At 52.2% G+C, this 21,124-nt stretch carries 21 protein-coding genes, 1 pseudogene and 1 other annotated feature; all 22 genes and pseudogenes read left to right on the top strand.

The window, feature by feature from the left end; translation table 11 throughout:
- Positions 1-92 precede the first annotated feature (92 nt).
- The 22 genes and pseudogenes from polA to ACEPST_RS13740 all read left to right on the top strand — a co-directional run bounded on the left by polA (position 93) and on the right by ACEPST_RS13740 (position 21,055).
- The gene (polA, locus tag ACEPST_RS13845) at positions 93-2,753 is read left to right on the top strand and encodes a DNA polymerase I (protein WP_395390446.1); all 2,661 of its coding nucleotides are present in this window, start codon (positions 93-95) and stop codon (positions 2,751-2,753) included.
- A gap of 20 nt (positions 2,754-2,773) precedes the next feature.
- A complete protein-coding gene (gene mutM / locus ACEPST_RS13840; RefSeq protein ID WP_204120851.1) occupies positions 2,774-3,634 on the top strand; it encodes a bifunctional DNA-formamidopyrimidine glycosylase/DNA-(apurinic or apyrimidinic site) lyase in 861 nt (286 codons plus the stop codon).
- Entirely contained in the window at positions 3,627-4,256 is a 630-nt protein-coding gene (gene coaE / locus ACEPST_RS13835) for a dephospho-CoA kinase (protein ID WP_204120850.1), read from the top strand. The genes mutM and coaE overlap by 8 nt, the downstream gene beginning before the upstream one ends.
- Positions 4,256-4,774: a transcriptional regulator NrdR gene (nrdR, locus tag ACEPST_RS13830; protein ID WP_203638799.1), complete on the top strand. Its 519-nt coding sequence runs from the start codon at positions 4,256-4,258 to the stop codon at positions 4,772-4,774. The genes coaE and nrdR overlap by 1 nt, the downstream gene beginning before the upstream one ends.
- A 3-nt stretch (positions 4,775-4,777) precedes the next feature.
- Positions 4,778-6,160 (top strand): replication initiation and membrane attachment family protein, encoded by a 1,383-nt coding sequence (locus ACEPST_RS13825; RefSeq protein WP_204120849.1) that lies wholly within the window; start codon positions 4,778-4,780, stop codon positions 6,158-6,160.
- Between the two features lie 3 nt (positions 6,161-6,163).
- A complete protein-coding gene (gene dnaI / locus ACEPST_RS13820; protein ID WP_204120848.1) occupies positions 6,164-7,090 on the top strand; it encodes a primosomal protein DnaI in 927 nt (308 codons plus the stop codon).
- Between the two features lie 521 nt (positions 7,091-7,611).
- A complete protein-coding gene (thrS, locus tag ACEPST_RS13815) occupies positions 7,612-9,555 on the top strand; it encodes a threonine--tRNA ligase (RefSeq protein ID WP_203645304.1) in 1,944 nt (647 codons plus the stop codon).
- Positions 9,556-9,893: 338 nt separating this feature from the next.
- Positions 9,894-11,376 (top strand): annotated as a pseudogene (locus tag ACEPST_RS13810) (MDR family MFS transporter).
- A 99-nt stretch (positions 11,377-11,475) separates the two neighbouring features.
- Positions 11,476-11,615, top strand: a sequence feature (ribosomal protein L20 leader region).
- Between the two features lie 57 nt (positions 11,616-11,672).
- Positions 11,673-12,176, top strand: coding sequence for a translation initiation factor IF-3 (infC, locus tag ACEPST_RS13805; protein WP_125765844.1), 504 nt, complete (start codon positions 11,673-11,675; stop codon positions 12,174-12,176).
- A gap of 46 nt (positions 12,177-12,222) precedes the next feature.
- The gene (rpmI, locus tag ACEPST_RS13800; RefSeq protein ID WP_020090102.1) at positions 12,223-12,417 is read left to right on the top strand and encodes a 50S ribosomal protein L35; all 195 of its coding nucleotides are present in this window, start codon (positions 12,223-12,225) and stop codon (positions 12,415-12,417) included.
- 78 nt (positions 12,418-12,495) lie between these two features.
- Positions 12,496-12,855, top strand: a complete 360-nt coding sequence (gene rplT, locus ACEPST_RS13795) for a 50S ribosomal protein L20 (protein ID WP_204120847.1) — start codon at positions 12,496-12,498, stop codon at positions 12,853-12,855.
- Positions 12,856-13,011: 156 nt separating this feature from the next.
- Positions 13,012-13,554, top strand: coding sequence for a YqeG family HAD IIIA-type phosphatase (locus ACEPST_RS13790; RefSeq protein ID WP_203645441.1), 543 nt, complete (start codon positions 13,012-13,014; stop codon positions 13,552-13,554).
- Entirely contained in the window at positions 13,535-14,677 is a 1,143-nt protein-coding gene (yqeH, locus tag ACEPST_RS13785) for a ribosome biogenesis GTPase YqeH (protein ID WP_125765831.1), read from the top strand. The genes ACEPST_RS13790 and yqeH overlap by 20 nt, the downstream gene beginning before the upstream one ends.
- 4 nt (positions 14,678-14,681) lie before the next feature.
- Complete coding sequence (locus ACEPST_RS13780) at positions 14,682-15,005, top strand: YhbY family RNA-binding protein (RefSeq protein ID WP_125765832.1); 324 nt, start codon at positions 14,682-14,684, stop codon at positions 15,003-15,005.
- A gap of 15 nt (positions 15,006-15,020) precedes the next feature.
- Positions 15,021-15,653 carry a nicotinate-nucleotide adenylyltransferase gene (locus ACEPST_RS13775; protein WP_125765833.1) on the top strand — a complete coding sequence of 211 codons (633 nt, stop codon included), beginning with the start codon at positions 15,021-15,023 and terminating at the stop codon, positions 15,651-15,653.
- Entirely contained in the window at positions 15,643-16,251 is a 609-nt protein-coding gene (gene yqeK / locus ACEPST_RS13770; RefSeq protein WP_204120885.1) for a bis(5'-nucleosyl)-tetraphosphatase (symmetrical) YqeK, read from the top strand. The genes ACEPST_RS13775 and yqeK overlap by 11 nt, the downstream gene beginning before the upstream one ends.
- A gap of 13 nt (positions 16,252-16,264) precedes the next feature.
- Positions 16,265-16,621, top strand: a complete 357-nt coding sequence (gene rsfS, locus ACEPST_RS13765; protein ID WP_125765835.1) for a ribosome silencing factor — start codon at positions 16,265-16,267, stop codon at positions 16,619-16,621.
- Complete coding sequence (locus ACEPST_RS13760; RefSeq protein ID WP_203645296.1) at positions 16,618-17,361, top strand: class I SAM-dependent DNA methyltransferase; 744 nt, start codon at positions 16,618-16,620, stop codon at positions 17,359-17,361. Before rsfS ends, ACEPST_RS13760 begins: the two co-directional genes overlap by 4 nt.
- Before the next feature lie 2 nt (positions 17,362-17,363).
- Positions 17,364-18,512 carry a nucleotidyltransferase gene (locus ACEPST_RS13755; RefSeq protein ID WP_395390445.1) on the top strand — a complete coding sequence of 383 codons (1,149 nt, stop codon included), beginning with the start codon at positions 17,364-17,366 and terminating at the stop codon, positions 18,510-18,512.
- Between the two features lie 73 nt (positions 18,513-18,585).
- Complete coding sequence (locus tag ACEPST_RS13750; protein WP_204120845.1) at positions 18,586-19,137, top strand: DUF177 domain-containing protein; 552 nt, start codon at positions 18,586-18,588, stop codon at positions 19,135-19,137.
- A gap of 66 nt (positions 19,138-19,203) precedes the next feature.
- A complete protein-coding gene (gene rpmF, locus ACEPST_RS13745; protein WP_057735399.1) occupies positions 19,204-19,392 on the top strand; it encodes a 50S ribosomal protein L32 in 189 nt (62 codons plus the stop codon).
- Between the two features lie 313 nt (positions 19,393-19,705).
- On the top strand, positions 19,706-21,055 hold the full coding sequence (locus ACEPST_RS13740) for an MFS transporter (protein WP_204120844.1): 1,350 nt from the start codon (positions 19,706-19,708) through the stop codon (positions 21,053-21,055).
- Positions 21,056-21,124: the final 69 nt, after the last annotated feature.

The raw sequence follows: 21,124 nt of genomic DNA, 5'->3' as shown, positions 1-21,124 counted from the left end.
CGCTAGATTTCGTTTCGGGTTTGCTCTAATGTTTGGTAAAATAGACACAGAATACTCGAGCGCGGCTGACCGTTGCTCGAAAGGAGCGTAACATGGCGGAAAAACGATTATTATTAATTGATGGTAACAGTGTCACGTTTAAGGCCTTCTTCGCGTTGTACACGGCTTTAGGCAAGTTCACCAACAGCGAAGGCCTGCACACCAACGCCATTTACGGGTTCAATACGATGTTGGAAACCATGCTGGACACGGTCAAACCGACCCACGCGTTAGTGGCGTTTGATGCCGGCAAGAAGACATTTCGGACCAAAATGTATGACGACTACAAGGGTGGCCGGGCCAAGACGGCACCGGAACTTTCCGAACAATTTCCCTATGTGAAGGAATTGCTGGCTGCCCGGGGCATTCAGACTTACGAGCTGCCCGACTATGAAGCCGATGACATCATCGGCACCCTGGCTAAGCAGGCCGAGGACAACGGGTTCACCACGACCATCGTCACTGGGGACCGCGATTTGACCCAGTTGGCCGATGCCCACACCACGGTCTCCATTTCTAGAAAAGGGGTTAGTGACATTGAGCACTACACCCCCGCCTATGTCAAAGAAAAAATGGGCGTGACGCCCGAACAGATCATTGATATCAAAGGGCTACAAGGGGACAACTCCGACAACTATCCTGGCGTGACCGGGGTGGGGCCTAAGCGTGCCGTTGACCTGATTGGCAAGTACGGTAGCATTGAGAATCTCTATGACCATATTGACGAGATCACCGCGAAAAAGTTAAAGGAACACTTGGTGGCCGACCACGAAGAAGCCCTATTATCTAAGAAATTGGCGACGATTCTGCGGGATGCCCCTGTTAAAAAGCAAGTAGAAAACCTGGTTTATGAAGGCGATGACCAAGAAAAATTGGTCGAATTCTATCAACGGATGAACTTTAACCAATTCCTGAGCAAGATGCAGATCGATGGGGAAACTCCAACGGCGACCCCCGGTCTGAAGGACATCGATTTCACGGTGTTGAAGGCTGATAACCTCGAGTCCTTGCCAACCTTTGCCAATGGCTGTGAATTTTACCTGGAAATGCTGGGTGACAACTACCATTTGGCTGAAATGGCGGGCTTTGTGATTGGTCATGAGGACCACTGGTACGTGAGCCGTGACGTGAGCCTCCTGCAACAGGCCCCACTCAAGGGCTTGCTGGAATCTGCGGACGTGGCTAAGCAGGTCTTTGACGCCAAACGGACCTACGTGGCCTTGAACCGGTTGAACATTACGCTGGCCGGGGTCGATTGTGACCTCCTGATTGCCTCGTACCTGTTGAATACCTATGACAACAGCAACGACCTGGGGCGCGTGGCCATGGAACACGGCTATCACCAGGTGGCGACGGATGAGGATGTCTACGGCAAGGGCGCCAAGGAAGCTATTCCGGCCGATGACGTGGACTTCTTCTCACATCTGGCACGTAAGGTACGGGCTATCGAGAACCTCCGTCCCGAACTTATCAAGGACTTGGATACCAACGAACAGACGCAACTTTATCGCGAGATTGAATTGCCAATGGCCTTTGTCCTGGCCCGGATGGAAATTGCTGGGATCACGGTCGAAGCCAGTGAACTGGAAGCCATGGGTAGCAAGTTTACCGAACAACTCGCTGAGATTGAACAGACCATTTACAACGAGGCCGGTGAAGAGTTTAACATTGGCTCGCCTAAGCAACTGGGCCACATTCTGTTTGAAAAGATGGGCTTGCCGCCGATTAAAAAGACCAAGACGGGATACTCGACGGCGGTCGGGGTCCTGGAAAAGCTCGCCGCAGAAGCGCCAATTGCGGAGAATATTTTGAAATACCGCAAGATCTCTAAGATTCAGTCCACCTACGTTGAGGGCCTGCTCAAGGTGATTCATCCCGACGACCACAAGGTCCACACCCGTTACCTGCAGACGCTGACGCAGACCGGGCGGCTGTCCTCCGTGGACCCGAACTTACAAAACATTCCGGTGCGAAACGAAGAGGGTCGCGCGATTCGGAAGGCCTTTGTTCCGCGTCATCCGGGCTGGCAGATTTTCTCGTCTGACTACTCACAAATTGAACTGCGGGTCTTGGCACACATGAGTCATGACGCCAACATGCAGGAAGCCTTCCGTGAAGGTGAAGACATTCACGCGGCGACCGCCCGGCGGATCTTTAAGATGGGGCCCGACGAAGAGGTCACGCCAAATATTCGGCGGCAGGCCAAGGCGGTCAACTTCGGAATCGTTTACGGGATCAGTGACTTTGGGTTGTCCCAAAACATTGGTATCACCCGGAAGCAAGCCAAGAACTTTATTGACACCTACTTTGAAGAATACCCTGGCGTTAAGGCTTACATGGATCGCATGGTTCAGCAGGCTAAGGAACAGGGCTTCGTGGAAACGATTGCCCATCGTCGGCGGTACTTGCCAGACATTAACTCCCGCAACTTTAACCAACGGTCATTCGCTGAACGGACGGCGATGAACACGCCAATCCAAGGGAGCGCAGCGGATATCATTAAGATTGCCATGATTCGGATGGAAGACGCGGTCAAGGACTTACAAGCCACGATGCTCTTACAAGTGCACGATGAATTGATTTTTGAGGCCCCAGCCGATGAGATCGAAACGTTAGAAAAACTGGTGCCAAGTGTCATGGATTCCGCCGTTGACCTCGAGATTCCGTTGAAGGTGGAAAGTCATTTCGGACCGACTTGGTACAACGCCAAGTAGCGGCAAAAGGAGAGACGGTTATGCCAGAATTACCTGAAGTTGAAACGGTTCGGCGCGGGCTGACCAGCCTGGTGGCGGGCGCAACCATCGACCATGTCGACGTGTTCTACCGCAAGATGGTCACCCCCGACGCGGAAGTCTTTACGGCGGAATTGATTGGCAGAAAAATTGAACGCATCGACCGGCGGGGCAAGTACCTGTTGTTTCGGTTCAGTGGCGACTTGACTATGGTGTCACACCTGCGGATGGAAGGAAAATACGATGTCCAGCCAAAGGGGAGTCCCGTGATCAAGCACACCCACGTTATCTTCTATCTGACGGATGGCCGGGAGCTGCGGTACAACGACACCCGTAAGTTTGGTCGGATGCGGTTAGTCCCAACTGGAGACGAGGCGGCGGCCTTGCCCTCCTTGGGTAAACTGGGACCGGAACCCACGGACGACACGTTGACCCTGGCCTATATGCAACGGATTTTTGGCAAGTCTCACAAGGTGGTCAAACCCTTCCTGTTGGACCAGTCTAAAATTGCGGGTCTGGGCAACATTTACGTGGATGAGGTCTTGTGGCTGTCAAAAATCAATCCGTTGACACCAGCCGATGAGCTGAGTGCCGACCAGCTTGCCACGCTGCGCCGCAACATTATTGACGAGCTCGCGCAGGCCATCAAGGGACACGGGACGACCGTACACTCCTTCTCGACGGCCTTTGGCGAGGCGGGGCAATTTCAAAATCACCTGCACGTCTACGGGCGTGAGGGGGAACCCTGTGAGCGGTGCGGCACGGAAATCGTAAAGATCAAGGTTGCTCAGCGCGGCACGCACTACTGCCCGCACTGTCAGCCCGTGCCTTTGGAAGCATTGGAGGCGTTGACCGATGACTGAAGTCTGGGGACTGACCGGGGGCATTGCGACCGGCAAATCAACCGTGAGTGCCTGGTTACGAGCTGCCGAGCTGCCCGTCATCGACGCCGATATCATCGCCCGCCAGGTGGTCGCACCGGGGTCGGCCGGTCTCAAGCAGATTGGCACGACCTTTGGGGCAGACTACCTGACCGCAGACGGACTGGACCGGAAAAAGCTGGGCCAGTTGGTGTTTACTCATCCGGAAGAATTGGCACGTCTCGAGGCCATCACGACACCCTTGATTCAGGACGAGATTCAGCGACAATTGGCGGGCTATCAGGCGCAGCGGGTGCCCGTGGTTCTCATTGATGCGCCCACGTTCTTTGAGGTCGGTTACCTGATTCACTTGGTCGATCACGTGATGGTCGTGGCGACCGATGCCACGACCCAGCGGCAACGACTAATGGCCCGTGATGGGTTATCGACGGCCGATGCCCAGGCCCGGATGGACCGGCAATGGCCCATCGACCGGAAGATTGCGCAGGCCACGGTGGTTATTGACAACGGGGGCACGATTGCCCAAACGCGCCAACAAGTGGTAAAATGGCTTGACGCCAATAAATTTGGCAAGAGTAACCATTTAAAACGAGGTGACCAATAATGCAGTGTCCACACTGTCATCATAATGGATCGCGGGTCGTCGACAGTCGGCCCACCGACGACGGCCGCGTGATTCGCCGGCGTCGTGAGTGCGAGAACTGTGGTTTTCGGTTCACGACGTTTGAGCGCGTCGAAGTGACGCCACTGTTGGTAATTAAGAAAAACGGGACCCGGGAGGAATTTAACCGGGAGAAAATTCTACGAGGCATCATCCGCTCCGCTGAGAAACGACCAGTGGGGATGGACGTCATGACCAATATCGTGGATGAAGTTGAAAATAAAATTCGCGCGCTGGGCGTCAACGAAATTTCCAGTCAATTAATTGGGGAATACGTGATGAACCGGCTCGTAGATGTGGATGAAATCGCTTATATCCGCTTTGCCAGCGTTTACCGGCAATTCAAGGATACCGGGGTGTTCTTCAACGAGTTGAAGGACATGCTCGATAAGGATAAGCAAAAGGCCCAACAGGACTCTGACCCAGATTCAGGGGACCAGGGGCAAAGTGAGGGGAAATAACGCATGGAGGATTCCTGGCATCAATTAAAACCGCGAACGGGATTCCTGGTGCGGCTAGCGGACCGCTTGACGGATCAAAGTTGGCAGACGTTGACCCAGCTTTATCAGCCAATCATTGGACCGAGTGCCGCGGGGCTTTACTCGGCCCTTTTTTGGCTCCCCGAACGGGCGACGTACAAGCGTCACGCCACCCTGCTGGGACTGCTGGGGATGGACCTGGCCCATTTCTATGAGGCCCGGTTACGCCTGGAGGCTGCGGGGTTACTGACGACTAAGGTGAAGACGGCCAATGAGTTGACCAGCTTCATTTATGAGCTGCGGGCCCCACTTCAGCCGGCAGACTTCTTTCGCGATGATCTGTTGAGCGTTCAGCTGTTGGGCGTGGTCGGGGAAGAGGTTTATCGGTCCCTGGTTACCCACAACACGCCGCAGACCACTGATTCTGCGGATGAAGTGGATATTACCAAGAACTTTCTGGACGTCTTTCACGTGGATGGGCAAGAGCTCAAGCAACTCCCAGCCGCCATCACGGCGACGCGCGATGAGTTGCCGGTTGACGCCGGCGCACCAGCGTTGCAAGGGACCAACCATGAGGACTTTGATTTTAAATTATTAGGCGACATTTTAGAGCACTCATTCATTGACACCCGGGCATTACGGAGCCAACGTCAGCTATTATTGACGGAGCACGCGACGTACGGCCTGGATGAGGTCACCATGGCCCGGTACGTGGGTGAAGCAACGGATTTGGCAACGAATCAATTTGACCCCGAACAGTTCAAACGGGTGATTGCTCAGAGTTTTGGCCAACAACACCGCGCCCAACCGGCGGCTAGCGAACAGACGCCCTCTGCCGCGACATTGGCCCAGGCACCGACGGATCAGCACCTGAGTTCCGCCGAACAGGCGTTGATCAAGGTGGCGAATACCACGGTGCCCGCAGTTTTTTTACAGGCAATCAAGCAAAAGCGCGGCGGCTACATCACGGACGGTGAGCAGCGCATCATCCGCGACCAGGTCAGTCGTCAGCTGTTTCCACAGTCGGTGTTAAACGTGCTGATCTACCACATGCTGGTGGATTCGGACAAGCCAACGCTGTCTAAGGCCCTCATGGATTCGATTGCCAATGACTGGAGTATGAAGAAAATTCAAACGCCCCAGGCGGCCATTAAGGAAATTCGCGAGCACCAGCAGACGGCCAGCAAGCCGCGACGGTCGCGTAACCGTCAGCCTACGGTCAAGGAGACACTACCGGACTGGGCAAAGAAACCGGCTGAGGCCCAGTCACAAACGACGCAGGCCAAGCTGTCACCGGCCCAACAACAGAAATTACAAGAGCGCATTGCGCGGCTTCAGGAACGCACCGCGGATGGGAAGGAGGATTAACTGATGGAAGATTTAAGTAAAACCATGCAACATCTGATGAATCAACGGCATTTAAACGATAACTACCGTCAACTGATGGCCAAAGTCTACGATGATCCAACCGTGACGGCCTTTTACCAGGCCCACAAGGAGGAGCTGGCGGAAGACGTGATGACGCGTTCAGCGGCCAAACTCTACGAATTTGTCAGCGAACGGGAAAAGTTAGCGAATGGGGGCACGACCTTTGCGGCGGGATATGAACCCCAGCTCATCGTGTCCAACCATCTGATTGACGTGGCCTACGTGCCAACCAAGGCGACCCAGGAGAAGCAAGCCCAACAACAATTGTGGCAACGGGTGAAGTCGATTGCCATGCCGAAGAGTATTCGTGAGGCTGACTTTAAAAACTTTGATCAGGATTCTGATCGGGCCGAAGCCTTGATGGCGGCGTTAGACTTTGTCGACGCTTACGAAGCCAGTCCCAACCGACGGCACCAGGCCCTGTACTTGCAGGGGAGCTTTGGCGTGGGCAAGACCTACTTGCTGGCCGCCATTGCCAATCAACTCGCGACGGATGGGTTCTCCACCACGTTAGTTCACTTCCCCAGTTTTGCGGTGGAAATGAAGAACGCGATTGCCCAAAATGGGGTCGCGGAAAAACTAGACGCCCTCAAGAAGTCACCGGTCTTAATGATCGATGACATCGGGGCGGACGCGATGTCTGCTTGGGTCCGTGATGATATTCTCGGAGTGATTTTGGAATACCGGATGCAAGAAGAGTTACCGACGTTCTTTAGCTCAAACTTCTCGATGGAGCAGTTGGAGAAGGAACACTTGCGCATCTCCACGCGCGGGGATGACGAACCCTTGAAGGCCCAACGGCTGATGCAACGGATTCGTTTCCTGGCCCGGGAGATCACGATGGTCGGTGTGAACCGGCGACCACAATAAATAATTTTTTGAGGTAGGGCGGTGGTCCTGCCTTTTTAACTTGCGGTTAATTTTTCTCTGGCTGAAACGTGCGCCAAAGGACAGCCGGTTCCGCTTAAAACTGATGACCAAACCATCCAAGCCCGGGATGATTCGGTTATCAGCCTTAATGCTCGCCGGCAAACCGTCCTTTGTCCCACTCTTTTTTCCGGCGGGGCCTTGACAACTTTCGCTGGCAAGTGTTTAATAGTCTTTGAAACCAAAGAGCTATGACGAAAGACATGGTGTTGATGGGATCGTTCACAGGAAGAGTTGGCCTTGCTTGGAAGCCGACTTAGCGACCGTTAACATTACCGCTTTCCACAAGCTGTCGAAAGGAAATTTTCGGCCGGTCCGTTCCGTTATCGACGATTAGAGTTCACGGGACCAGTCTCGTGAAAAATATCGGGTGGAACCACGTTATTGACGTCCCCAGTGCCTATTGCAGGTGCTGGGGACTTTTTGCGTAATTTACCCAAATTTCAATAAGGGAGATCATCATTATGGCAGATATTTCAATCAAATTCCCCGATGGCAAGTCTAAGGACTTCCCAGAAGGCACGACGCCCGCTGACGTTGCGAAATCCATTTCTATCAGCTTAGCTAAGAAGGCCGTTGCCGGTAAGTTAAACGGCAAACTGGTCGACTACTTGACCCCATTGTCAGGCGACGGTGCCATCGAAATCGTCACCAAGGATAGCGACGAAGGCTTGAGCGTTCTGCGGAACACGACCGCAGCCTTAGTCCGGATCGCGTTGAAGAAGCAATTCCCAGCCATTCGTTTGGGTGAAGTGAGCGCCGATGAAGACGGGTTCTTTGTCGACACCGACAAGGACGACCAACAAGTGAGCGTTGATGAACTGGACGCTTTGTCTGTGATCGTTGAAAAGTTAGTGAGCGACAAGTCAGACATCGAACGGATTTCTTTGAGCAAGGCCGATGCCTTAGCCACTGCCAAGGATGACCCTTACACCACTGAATTGATCAATGCCGTTGATGGCGACGCCGTTTCGTTCCTGAAGATTGGTGATTACCAAGTCCTCAGCGACGGTGCCCAATTAGCCAACACGGGCGACGTAAAGAAGTTCAAGTTGCTCTCCGTTGCCGGTGCTTACTGGCAAGGCAAGTCCTCAAACCCAATGCTCCAACGGATTTACGGGACGGCCTTCTACAAGCAAGCTGACTTAGATGCTGACTTGGCCAAGCGCCAAGAAGCCCGCGAACGTGACCACCGTGTCATTGGGAACCAACTGGACTTGTTCTTCGTTGACCCTAAGGTCGGTGCCGGTTTACCATACTGGATGCCAAACGGTGCCACGATTCGTCGGACCATCGAACGTTACATCATCGACAAGGAAGTTGCTAACGGTTACCAACACGTTTACACGCCAGTTCTGGCCAACCTGGATCTGTACAAGCAATCCGGTCACTGGGCCCACTACCGTGAAGACATGTTCCCACCAATGGACATGGGTGATGGCGAACAACTTGAATTACGGCCAATGAACTGCCCAAGCCATATTCAAATTTACAACCACCACATCCGTTCTTACCGTGAACTCCCATTACGGATCGCTGAATTAGGGATGATGCACCGTTACGAAAAGTCCGGTGCCCTGAGTGGTCTGCAACGGGTTCGTGAAATGACCTTGAACGATGGTCACACGTTCGTTGCCCCAGAACAAATCCAAGATGAATTCAAGAGCATCCTGGACTTGATGGTTAAGGTTTACAAAGACTTTGACATCAAGGACTACACGTTCCGTCTGAGCTACCGTGACCCTAAGAACACGGAAAAGTACTTCGACGATGATGAAATGTGGAACAACGCCCAAAAGATGTTGAAGGGTGCCATGGATGACCTTGGCTTGCCTTACGTTGAAGCCGAAGGGGAAGCTGCCTTCTACGGTCCTAAGTTGGACGTCCAAACCAAGACGGCCCTTGGGAACGAAGAAACGCTCTCAACCATCCAATTGGACTTCATGTTGCCAGAACGCTTCGACTTACACTACGTCGGTGCCGATGGTGAAGAACACCGTCCAGTTATGATTCACCGTGGCCTGGTTTCAACCATGGAACGGTTCACCGCTTACCTGACTGAAATCTACAAGGGTGCCTTCCCAACCTGGTTAGCCCCTAAGCAAGTCACCATCATTCCTGTTTCCGAAGAAAAGCATGGTGCTTACGCCGACAAGTTAGCTGCTGAATTAAAGGCTGCTGATGTGCGGGTCAACGTCGACAAGCGTGGTGAAAAGATGGGTTACCTGATTCGGGATGCCCAAACGCACAAGATTCCATACACGTTGGTTGTTGGTGAAGACGAAATGGCTAATGGCACTGTCTCTGTCCGGAAGTACGGGGAAGACGACAGCAACTCCATGAGCAGTGATGCCTTCGTCAAGGAAATCCTCGGCGACATCGCTTCATACAGTCGCGAAGAAAACTAAATTTAAACGTTTCTGGTCAACAACCAGAGAATAGAAGGAACGGGGTCGTCGCTAATGACGGCCCCGTTTTTGTTTGGAGAGTGGGACAAAAGGCGGTTAGCAGTTTTAAGCGGAACCGGCTGCCTTTTGTCGCACGTTTCGGCCATATAAGTGGGTACACAAATAGAGCCTGGGGGCTTGCCCCAGACTATGTTTGGCGTGTTGCAGCGGTTATGCGAGGCCTGTCGAGGAAGTGGTTAGAGTGGTAGACTAAAATCTAAGCGGGTTAAAAGTCAGCCGGTTAGTGAATTGCTAGCGCTGGCTTGAAGAACTTGTGCTTTAGAAGGAAGATGTTTGAGATGTCACAGTCAAAGACCAACGTGCTCGCTGTCACAATTGCCATTTACGTGGCGACGTTCGTGAGCGCGGTGGAGGGGACTATCGTGTCGACGGCGCTGCCAACCATTGTGGGGAGCCTGCATGGGGTGGCCCTGATGAACTGGGTCTTTTCGATTTACTTATTGGCAACGGCCATGGTGACCCCCATTTATGGCAAGCTGGCCGATGTGATTGGTCGTAAACCCGTCATGCAGTTCGGTCTAGCCGTGTTTATCGTGGGCTCGGCCATGAGCGGCTTGTCCCAGACGATGCCGGTACTGATTTTCTGGCGCGCCATTCAGGGAATCGGGGCCTTACTGCCGGTGTCCATGACCATTATTGCCGATATTTATTCGCTGGAAAAGCGGGCCAAAATCTTGGGTATTACCAACTCCGCCTGGGGAATCGCGGCGGTCCTGGCGCCCTTACTGGGTGGGATTATCATTGATAAGCTCAGCTGGCACTGGATTTTCTTCATTAACGTCCCGATTGGGTTGTTGACCATGATCTTATTTCAATTATATTTACACGAACCCAAGCGCCAGCACGCGGCCAGTATCGACTACCTGGGGAGCTTCTGGTTGATGCTGTGTCTGCTCACGTTGATGCTGAGTTTTCAGGTGCTCAGTAGCCAGCCGATTCACTGGGGCCTCTTCGCGGCTGGACTGGTCGTGAGCGCCGTCAGTTTAGTCCTGTTCATTCGTCGCGAGCAGCGCGCGGTCGACCCGATCATTTCACTGGAACTCTTTAAGAATCGGCCCTTCATTGTCCAAAATGCGATTGCGGCGCTGATCAACGGCTACCTGATGGCCTTGACCGTCTATGTGCCAACCTGGGGCCAGGGAATTCACGGCGTCTCTGCTTCGGTCGCTGGGTTGGCGTTGACGCCCAACTCACTGATGTGGGTCGTCGGTGCCTTTGCGACGAGTTACTTCCTGGCACGCTGGACGCCACGGCGAATCCTGTACTTCAGCCTGTCATTTATTCTAGTGGCCGGCCTGGCGTTGGCCTTATTGCCCTTACAGGCGTCATTTGGCTGGTTCTTCATCATCACGGCCATTAACGGTTTCGGCTTTGGGATAGCGATGACTACGACGACCCTGACGTCCCAACGGTTGGTCTCCGCTGAAAACGTGGGGGGTGGCGACCTCATTTAACACGCTGGGGCGGACGATTGGGCAAACGCTGATGGTCTCCGTCTTTGGGATTATCTTGAACACGGGGATGCAACGGGGACTGGCGCACTATGCCGGAACCAGCATGGCGATGATGAACCGGTTGATCAATCCCCAGACGGCGAGCCAACTGCCAGAAAAGTTATTGCCAGCCCTGCGGCATATCCTGTATAATGGATTGCACTGGGTTTACGTGATTGGTTTTCTGATTGTGGTGCTGACCTTTGTGATTAATCGGTTGGATCACAGTGACCAGGTCCTGGGCACCGGGGCCAAGTCAGCTAATTAGATGGCTAGACCGTCTCAGTGATATTTCTGCCGGTTGTCTGAAAAAATGGGGAAGACCCGTTGACAGGTAACCGGGTAGCTGGTATGATGGTTAAGTTGAGAAATTAAGCAGAGGCTTCCGCTTCTCGCCCTGTGGCTGACGCTGCTGGGCTGGATATGCACGTTAGTTCAATCTTTTGATTGGATTTCATGCGGGAGCCGTTTGATTGTGATCAAAGGTTCCCGCATTTTTTGTGAGTGAGATTTCTGCAGTTCTCGAGATTAATTTGGAGGTGGATTACCATAGCAAACGACACGATTGTCAACGAGGGTATTCGCGCACGCGAAGTTCGATTGATTGCCGATGATGGTGAACAATTGGGTATTAAGTCCAAACACGATGCTTTACAGATCGCCGAAGACGCAAACCTCGATTTAGTTTTGGTTGCACCGAAAGCTAAGCCACCAGTAGCCCGCATCATGGACTACGGGAAATACCGTTTCGAGTTGCAAAAAAAGCAACGCGAAGCTCGTAAAAAGCAAAAAGTGGTCAGTGTCAAAGAAGTACGGTTAAGTCCTACCATTGATACCAACGACTTTAACACCAAGCTGAAGAACGCTAAAAAGTTCTTGGCTAAGGGTGAAAAAGTTCGGGTCTCAATTCGGTTTAAGGGCCGGGCTATTACTCATAAAGACATTGGTCGTGAGGTGCTCAACCGGATGGCTCAGGAAACTTCTGATGTCGCCACGGTTGAACAACGGCCTAAGATGGACGGTCGGAGCATGTTCTTAATGCTTTCGCCCATCGCAGAGAATAAGTAATTGATTGGGTAGCCCAGCTACCGATTTAAGGAGGATATTTCGTATTATGCCAAAGATGAAGACTAACCGCGCCGCAGCTAAGCGTTTCAAAGTAACTGCCAAGGGCGGTATCAAGAGTGCCAATGCATACACGTCTCACCGTTTCCACGGTAAGACCAAGAAGCAACGCCGGAACCTTCGTGGTACCCGGATGATGAACGAAACGACTATCAACACTTACCGTCAATTACTGCAAAAGTAATCAAGTAAGTTAGTCACATATTTTTCGGGTCGACGAAATGTCGACATAATGTTTGAATTGATTTAGGAGGAAAAGATTATGCCACGAGTTAAAGGCGGTACTGTTACACGCGCACGTCGCAAAAAGGTTTTAAAGTTAGCTAAGGGTTACCGTGGTTCAAAGCACCGTTTATTTAAGGTAGCTAAGGACCAAGTCATGAAGGGCCGTCAATACGCCTTCCGTGACCGTAAAGCCACTAAGCGTAACTTCCGGAAGCTTTGGATTGCCCGGATCAACGCCGCAGCCCGGATGAACGGTCTGAGCTACAGCAAGTTGATGCACGGTTTGAAGTTAGCCAACATCGACGTTAACCGTAAGATGTTAGCTGATTTAGCAGTGAACGATGCTGCTGCATTCACAGCTTTAGCTGACCAAGCTAAAGAAGCTTTGGCTGCTTAATTCAGTCATTTCAAAGGACTTCGCTGTTCAAGCGAGGTCTTTTTTATTAGCTACCATTGATAGCCCTTGATGGTGGTAAAATTGGTGAAAATTGCGTATAATAAAAAGCTAGACATGCCATTACTGGCAAACGAACGAAGGGGGGCAGTCACCCGCATGGTTTCTGGATTCAAGCCCACGTGGATGGTTACGAACATATATGATTTAACGCCGGCGGATTTACGGGCAAACGGCATCAAGGTGGTCCTGACTGACCTGGATAACACGCTGATTGCGTGGAATAATCCGGATGGGACACCCGAATTGCATCACTGGCTCAATTTGCTAGAATTGGCCGGGATTCAGGTCATTGTGGTGTCGAACAATAGTCGCGCACGGGTCGACCGTGCCGTGGCACCGTTTAACTTACCCTACATTCACCGGGCGTTAAAACCATTCGCCCTGGGGTTGAACCGGGCGCTTCGTCGCTGGCATTTACGTCGCGATGAGGTGGTCATGGTAGGTGATCAGTTGTTGACGGACGTCTGGGCGGCGCATCATAGCGGCGTGCGGAGTGTCTTAGTCAAACCCATTTTGAAATCGGATGCCTGGATCACGAAGGGTAATCGGTTATTGGAAAAGGTAGTGATGTGGCGCTTGCACCGCAGCTACCCAGAATTAACTTGGCAGGAGGATCTTAATGAACGAAAAACACATTGAACCGGTATTAATCGATGGTGAACCGTTGCACTGCATTGGCTGTGGCGCGGTGGTTCAGACAACGGACAAGACGGCGCCGGGGTACACCCCCCAATCGGCGTTAGATAAAGGGATTGAGAAGGAAGAAGTCTATTGCCAACGGTGTTTCCGGTTACGGCATTACAACGAAATCGTGCCTGTCGGTCTGACGGACGATGATTTCTTAAACCTTTTAACGCAAATTCAAGACGCCAACGCTTTAATTGTTTACGTTGTGGATATCTTCGACTTTAACGGTAGTGTGATTCCTGGTCTGCACCGGTTCGTCGGGAGTAACCCCGTCTTACTGGTCGGCAACAAGGAAGACCTGTTACCCCGCTCACTGAAGCGGAGCAAGTTACGTGACTGGTTGCGGCAACGGGCCAACGAAGAGGGCTTACGGCCAATCGACGTGACGCTGTTAAGTGCCAAGACCAACCAATCCGTTGATGGGTTACTGCAACTGATCAACAAGTACCGTGGCGACCGCGACGTGTACGTGGTTGGGGTCACCAACGTTGGGAAATCAACGTTGATCAACCAAATTATTCGGCAGAACACCGGGGTCCAAGACTTGATTACGACGTCTCGTTTCCCTGGGACGACGTTGGATAAGATTGAATTGCCCCTGGATGACGAACACGTTCTAGTTGACACCCCCGGTATCATTCAAAACCAACAGATGGCACACTTCTTGGATGGTAAAGACCTCAAGATTGTGACACCACAAAAGCCAATCAAACCGAAGAACTACCAGCTGAATGATCAACAAACGTTGTTCTTAGGCGGAATTGCCCGGTTTGACTACACCAAGGGCCCTAAGAATGGGTTCACGGCTTACTTTGAAAACAACTTATACATTCACCGCACGAAGCTGGAGAATGCCGATGACTTTTATGCGCGCCAATTGGGTGAGCTCTTAACCCCACCACACGCTGACAATAAAGATGACTTCCCACCACTGGTTGCCCATGAATTTAAGACCACGGTGAAGAGTGATTTGGTCTTTGAAGGCCTCGGTTGGATTACGGTACCCGCTGGCATTAACGTGACCGGTTGGGCACCCGCTGGCGTCGGCGTCTTGATTCGCCGCGCGATGATTTAAAAATATGGAGGACGACAATTTGCTACGAGGGAAACAAAAACGCTACTTACGGGCTCACGCCCACGCTATGCGCCCACTCTTTTCAGTGGGGAAGAACGGCTTGACCCAGGCCTGGTTGGAACAACTGACCGGCGCCCTGGAAAACCGGGAACTGATCAAAATCAATTTACAACAGAGTGCCGACGTGTCGGTTGAGGAGACCAAGGCCTTCATCGAAGACAATACGGACATTCAAGTGGTCCAAACCATCGGCCGGGTCCTGGTCTTGTACCGGGTCGCGACTGAAGAAGAAAACCAAAAGATTTCACCAATCGTGGAAAACATGTAGGGAGGTCTGGCAGTCGTGGTAAAAATCCTAGAACGAACGAGTACGCAGGTCGCTACTGAGATGGCAGCGACGGCTAAGAAACGGCGCATCGGGATTCTGGGGGGGACGTTTAATCCGCCCCATCTTGGACACCTGGTGATTGCGGACCAAGTGGCGACCCAACTGGGGCTGGATAAAGTGTTATTCATGCCCGATGCTGAGCCGCCACACGTTGATCGGAAGCTGACGATTCCGGCGAAAGACCGGGTCGCCATGGTGCAAGCGGCCATCAAGGACAATCCACGGTTCGACCTAGAGTTGACCGAGGTTGAACGGGGTGGTCGGAGCTATACGTACGATACCATGGTCCAGCTGACGCAAGCTCATCCGGAGAATCAGTATTACTTTATTATTGGGGGCGACATGGTCGCTTACTTACCGAAGTGGTACCGAATCGATGAACTGACGAAACTAGTTCAGTTTGTGGGCGTCTGTCGTCAGGGATTTAATCGCGAGTCGCCGTACCCCGTCCTGTGGGTCGACGTTCCTCAAATTGGCATTAGTTCAACGATGGTGCGGGAACAGGTTCGCCGCGGACAATCCGTGCGCTACCTGGTGCCAACCATGGTCGATCTCTATATAAAGGAGCATTTATTATATCGTGACTGAACTAACCTACACGGAACACCTTTTCGCGGGCACTCGTGACGAGTTGCTGGCGAAAATTGAAAAACAGCTCAAACCAAAACGCTTTAAACACGTTCAGCGGGTGGAACAAACGGCCATTGCCTTGGCCCAAATGAACGACGTTGATGTGGAAAAGGCTAGCATTGCTGGTCTGGTCCACGATTACGCCAAGCAACGACCCGATGAGGATTTTATTGCGGCCATCAAGCAGTACCACCTGAATCCCATTTTGCTGGATTACGGCAATGCGATTTGGCATGGGGTGGTTGGTGCTGAGCTGATCAAGCATGAATTGGGTATCTATGATGAAGACATTTTAAACGCTGTGCGGCACCATACCACTGGGGCCATTTATATGTCACCATTGGAGCAGATCATCTATACGGCGGATTACATTGAACCGGCTAGAGATTTCCCCGGGGTCGATGAGGCACGGCAGTTAGCGGATAAGAACTTGGCTAAGGCGGTGGCCTTTCAGGCAAAACATACCTTGGCATACTTGGTAGAAAACGGGAAACCGGTCTACCCCAAGTCCATTGACACCTACAATGCGTGGGTGCCACGTTATCCGAACGTTTGAGAGGAGAAAATGCATGGAAAGCAAACAAATTTTAGAAATTGCGGTTAAGGCTGCAGAAAACAAGCGGGCAGAGGATATGACTGCCTTAGATATGAACAAGGTGAGTCTGATGGCGGATTACTTCCTGATTATGGAAGCCAACTCCAGTCGTCAGGTCCAAGCCATTGCCGATGAGATCATTGATCAAATGGGTGCCAACGATGTGACCGTCAAGGATGTTGAAGGCCGGAACAATGCCGACTGGATTCTGATTGACTTAGGCGACGTGGTTGTGCACGTTTTCCAAAAAGAACAACGGAGTCACTACAACTTAGAAAAGCTCTGGTCAGACGCCCCAGAAGTTGATCTGGGTCAATGGGTTGAAGCATGATCTATCAATCCTTTGCGGAGCTTTACGACGAATTATTTGATCCAGCCATGTACGACCAATGGCTGGATTTTGTCGCTGAACGGGTAGCCCCAACGAGTGGGGAACTCTTGGACCTTGCTTGTGGGAGCGGCCGATTAGGCGTCCTATTGGCGCAACAGGGCTACCAGGTCAGTGGACTGGACCTCAGTGAAGACATGCTGGCGCTGGCGGCTAAGCACGCTGCTGAGGCCGACGTGAGCCTGCCCTTGATGGCGGGCAACATGCTGGATCTCAGTGAGATTGGCCAGTACCAAACGGTAACGTGCTTCGCGGATTCCTTCTGTTATTTAACGGACTTGGACGCCGTGACACAGGCGTTTACCCAAGTGCATGACCACTTGGCTGTGGGCGGTCAATTCCTATTTGATGTGATTACCCCACACCAAACGGATGACGTCTACCCAGGCTACATGTATAATTACGTCGATGAGACCCGGGCCTTCGTCTGGACCAGCTATGGTATCGAGGACGAAGAACACGCTGCCGAACACGACCTGGCCTTCTTTACCAAGAACGAAACGACCGGGGAGTATCGGAAGGTGACCGAGCTTCATCATGAGCGGACCTATGACTTACCCGATTACCAGCAGGCTTTGGCCAAGGCTGGGTTGACGGTTAAACGGGTCAGCGCAGACTTTGGGAACAGTGAACCCACCTCTGACACCACGCGTTGGTTCTTTGAGGTGACGCGGGAGGCTTAGCAATGGCGTTACAGGCAGTGGGAATCATTGCGGAATATAATCCTTTTCATAATGGGCACGCCTACCAGATTGCGCAGGCGAAGGCCCAGACGGGGGCTGACGTAGTCGTAGCGGCAATGAGCGGCAACTGGGTCCAACGGGGCGAACCAGCCTTGATGGACAAGTGGCAGCGCACGCAGGCGGCCTTAGACGGGGGTGTGGACTTGGTGGTGGAACTGCCAAGCGCTACAGCCCTACAACCGGCGCATTTATTTGCGGCGGGGGGTGTCCGCCTGTTGTCCGCGTTACAGTGTCACTGGCTGGCCTTTGGCACCGAGCACCCGGACATGGATTATGCCCGTCTGATGGCGCATTTACCGACTGACCCGACGACGTTCAAACGCTTTGACCAAACCTACGCCTCACTATTTCAAGGGTATCTGCGGGAGCAAACGGGGATTACCCTGAACGCGGCCAATGATATCCTGGGGTTCTTCTATGCGCTGGCTAACGAACGACAGGGGCGGCCGTTAACGCTCCTGCCGTTGGCCCGCCGTGGGAGCCAGCACAACGAGCCGACCATTGCTGCCGGGGCGGCTTACGCGAGCGCCACAGCTATCCGCTCAGCGGCCCTGACAGGCGACTGGACGGCGGTGGAACCGGTTGTTCCGTCAACGACCCTGGATCTGCTCAAACGGGCTCAGCTGACCAGCTGGACCGACTTCTGGCCGGCACTGCGTTATCAGCTGGTTAGTGGGGATGTGGCGGACCTGCGTCAGTGTTACCAGATCACTGAGGGTGTCGAGTATCGGTTGAAGCGGGCGGCATTGACGAGTCCGGGCTTTGCGGCGTTTATGCACGCGGTGAAGACCAAGCGTTACACCTACACGCGTTTACAGCGCCAGTCGGCCTACATCTTATTGCAGGCTAAGCCAGCTGAAATAGCGGTCCAGCCGCAATATCTGCGGGTACTGGGGTACTCGGCGCAGGGCCAGCGGTATCTGCATCAGATCAAGAAGCAGGTCACACTACCTCTGGTTAGCCGGGCTGACCGGGATTGGCAACAGGGGCCGGGCGCTTTGGACGACCGGCTGGGGGCTGTCCGCACCCTGATGACCGGAATCGACCAGGATTATGGCCGAATTCCGGTAAAAAAAGCGGATTCTAAATGACTATCAAGGAAATTACCTTGACATCTTATTTTTTGACAGGTATAATTTATCACGTTGCATTGGAGGGATTGCGATGAAATGGTCGTTGACCGAGCTCCGCAAGAATCACCGGAATGATCCGCTAGCGTTCGATGAAACGCTGGATTTGAAGGCGGACTTGATGGACCGCTTTAGCGATGATGTCCTAGATTTAAGTCCCGTCCACGCCAAGGGCATTGTGTCCGTTGTGGATGGTGACGTTGTCGTTGATGCACGGGTTACGGCGGACTTAACGGTCCCATCCAGCCGGTCTTTAGCACCGGTTGACCTACCCGTTGACTTCAACATGACGGAATTTTATGTTTCCGACCCCGCCGCAACGCAACGGTTTGAGAAGACCGACGTTGTGATGGTGGTTAAAGATGACGAAATCGATTTCGATAAAGCCATCGGGGATAACATTATTTTACAGATTCCGATGCACATTCTTTCTGACGCTGAAAAGCAGGGTGAACAGATGCCAACTGGTGACGACTGGGAAGTCGTTTCCGAGGCTGACCTGGCTAAGGTGGAGAAGGAAAATCAATCAGTTGATCCACGTCTTGCAAAGTTAAAAGATTTCTTCCCTGATCAGGATGATCAATAATCGCCTTTGTAAGCCTTAAAAATTTTTTCACTAGTGGATATAATTTATTTAAAGGAGGTGTTTTCTTTGGCTGTACCAGCACGGAAAACGTCTAAGACGAAAAAAGCTATGCGTCGTGGTCACATCAAGTTAACCACGCCTAATTTAACTGCTTGCCCTAACTGTGGTGAATTACGTAAGTCACACATGGTTTGCCCAAGTTGCGGTTTCTACGATGGCCGTCAGGTCGTTGCGGTTAAGAACGCAAACAACTAATTTTTATTAGTTTAGAGAAACTCCCACGAAGTCCGCGGCTTCTGGGAGTTTTTTTGTGTCTGAAAATGGCTGATCCTTTGATTAAGTTGAAAATAATCGCGCGTCTGGAAGTTTTCCAGGCGCTTTTTTTCGTCCTGTTTGCGGCTGGATTGGAGCCGGTGTACCGGACGGAGACACACTAGTATGCGTGACAAGTATACTAGCATGCCTAACTGGTAATTTTCAAGCCGGCCAGTGCTCGCTATGATGGACTCATTCACCTCAAAAGAAACCAATCGGGATGAGGTTATTTTAAGCAAAGATGAGGCTTGTTATGGCAGGGAATAAAGAAAAATTTGGCATTGTTTTACCGATTATTTTATTAAGTTATTTTATGATTCTCTTAGACAATTCAATTGTATTTACGAGTACCGTGAAGATAGCGGCGGACCTGCACTTGGATTCACAGACGCTGGCGTGGATCAGCAGCGCCTACACCCTCACATTTGGGGGCTTTCAATTGTTTGGCGGACGGATTGGTGACGTGTACGGTCGTAGGCGGGTATTTTTAATTGGCTTGCTATTGTTCTCAGTTGGTTCATTAATGGTCGGCTTGGCGACGACTGGTCCGATGATTATTGCCATGCGCGCTTTTCAGGGCGTGGGTTCAGCTATTCTGGCACCGACCACGTTGGCACTACTCCTGGATAATTATCAGGGGAAGATGCGATCGCGGGCCATTGCTGCCTATGGAACAACCGCGGGGATTGGCGCAAGCTTTGGGATGGTGCTGGGTGGCGTGATCACGAGTACCTTTTCCTGGCGAGTCGGCTTCTTCTTAAACGTTCCAGTGGGGGTGCTGCTGTTTGTACTGACGTTATTCTTTGTGGAGAGCCGTGAAAGCCAGCGAACAACTCGTCTGGACATTGTCGGCACCTTTTTATCAGTGTTAGGGTTGTCGGCCCTGGTTTACAGCATCGATGGGACGGTGCACCAGCGGTTGGCATTTGTCATTGCCGTGATGGCGCTGGGACTGTTCGTCTATGCCGAGGGGGCAGTCAAGAATCCCATTATGCCGTTACGGTTATTTTCTGACCGACGACGGAACAGTGCCTACGTTGCTCGCTTCTTCTTTATCGGGGCCGCGTTTGCTTATTTTTTTGTCACCACGCAAGCGTTACAACATATCTATGGCTTTTCACCGTTACTGACCGGGTTAGCCTTCCTGCCCGTGACGATTCCACAATTCTTTGGGGCACTTCAGGTGTCACGGCTATCCAGTAAGATAGGCAATGCACGGTTGATTGTGCTTGCCGTCGTGTTGGTTACTTTGGGTGTTTCGCTCACGGTCATCTTGGGGCTGAATCGGGGTTATTGGATTGCCTTTGCGCTACCGATGATGATCTTTGGGGTTGGTCAGGGCCTAGTGTTGAGTCCGCTAACGGTCGAAGGGGTAGCAAATACCGATGCTGAAATTGCCGGTGCCGCTTCCGGAGTGGTCAACACGGTTCATCAGTTTGGCCAGTCGGTCGGCATTTCGGTCGTGGTGGCGCTGACCAGTGGGCTGCACCCCTTTACAACGAGCTACGTGACGCAGTTGCTCATTATTACGGCGATTTCCGGATTAAGTTTTCTCGCGGCTTTGGTCTTGCTAGCGAGTCAAAATCAACAGCAGGTCGGGTAGCCTAATCAGGCGGCCGTGGTGACTGTCAAAATAACGCGCTGTGGTTTAGGATCAAACGATTCGGATTTC

The sequence above is a fragment of the Levilactobacillus sp. FUA 3915 genome, from assembly GCF_044053135.1.
GTDB lineage: Bacteria > Bacillota > Bacilli > Lactobacillales > Lactobacillaceae > Levilactobacillus > Levilactobacillus lanxiensis.
The sequence above is the reverse complement of the archived record's forward strand: the minus strand, read 5'-3'. Positions and strand labels throughout refer to the sequence as shown.

Excerpts from the sequence above, each read along its gene's own strand:
- ACEPST_RS13755 (WP_395390445.1), top strand. The coding sequence starts at position 17,364 with ATGGCGTTACAGGCAGTGGGAATCATTGCGGAATATAATCCTTTTCAT.
- rplT (WP_204120847.1), top strand. The coding sequence starts at position 12,496 with ATGCCACGAGTTAAAGGCGGTACTGTTACACGCGCACGTCGCAAAAAG.
- ACEPST_RS13760 (WP_203645296.1), top strand. The coding sequence starts at position 16,618 with ATGATCTATCAATCCTTTGCGGAGCTTTACGACGAATTATTTGATCCA.
- rpmI (WP_020090102.1), top strand. The coding sequence starts at position 12,223 with ATGCCAAAGATGAAGACTAACCGCGCCGCAGCTAAGCGTTTCAAAGTA.
- rsfS (WP_125765835.1), top strand. The coding sequence starts at position 16,265 with ATGGAAAGCAAACAAATTTTAGAAATTGCGGTTAAGGCTGCAGAAAAC.
- nrdR (WP_203638799.1), top strand. The coding sequence starts at position 4,256 with ATGCAGTGTCCACACTGTCATCATAATGGATCGCGGGTCGTCGACAGT.
- polA (WP_395390446.1), top strand. The coding sequence starts at position 93 with ATGGCGGAAAAACGATTATTATTAATTGATGGTAACAGTGTCACGTTT.
- dnaI (WP_204120848.1), top strand. The coding sequence starts at position 6,164 with ATGGAAGATTTAAGTAAAACCATGCAACATCTGATGAATCAACGGCAT.
- ACEPST_RS13750 (WP_204120845.1), top strand. The coding sequence starts at position 18,586 with ATGAAATGGTCGTTGACCGAGCTCCGCAAGAATCACCGGAATGATCCG.
- thrS (WP_203645304.1), top strand. The coding sequence starts at position 7,612 with ATGGCAGATATTTCAATCAAATTCCCCGATGGCAAGTCTAAGGACTTC.
- ACEPST_RS13740 (WP_204120844.1), top strand. The coding sequence starts at position 19,706 with ATGGCAGGGAATAAAGAAAAATTTGGCATTGTTTTACCGATTATTTTA.
- ACEPST_RS13825 (WP_204120849.1), top strand. The coding sequence starts at position 4,778 with ATGGAGGATTCCTGGCATCAATTAAAACCGCGAACGGGATTCCTGGTG.
- mutM (WP_204120851.1), top strand. The coding sequence starts at position 2,774 with ATGCCAGAATTACCTGAAGTTGAAACGGTTCGGCGCGGGCTGACCAGC.
- yqeH (WP_125765831.1), top strand. The coding sequence starts at position 13,535 with ATGAACGAAAAACACATTGAACCGGTATTAATCGATGGTGAACCGTTG.
- ACEPST_RS13780 (WP_125765832.1), top strand. The coding sequence starts at position 14,682 with ATGGAGGACGACAATTTGCTACGAGGGAAACAAAAACGCTACTTACGG.
- coaE (WP_204120850.1), top strand. The coding sequence starts at position 3,627 with ATGACTGAAGTCTGGGGACTGACCGGGGGCATTGCGACCGGCAAATCA.
- ACEPST_RS13790 (WP_203645441.1), top strand. The coding sequence starts at position 13,012 with ATGGTTTCTGGATTCAAGCCCACGTGGATGGTTACGAACATATATGAT.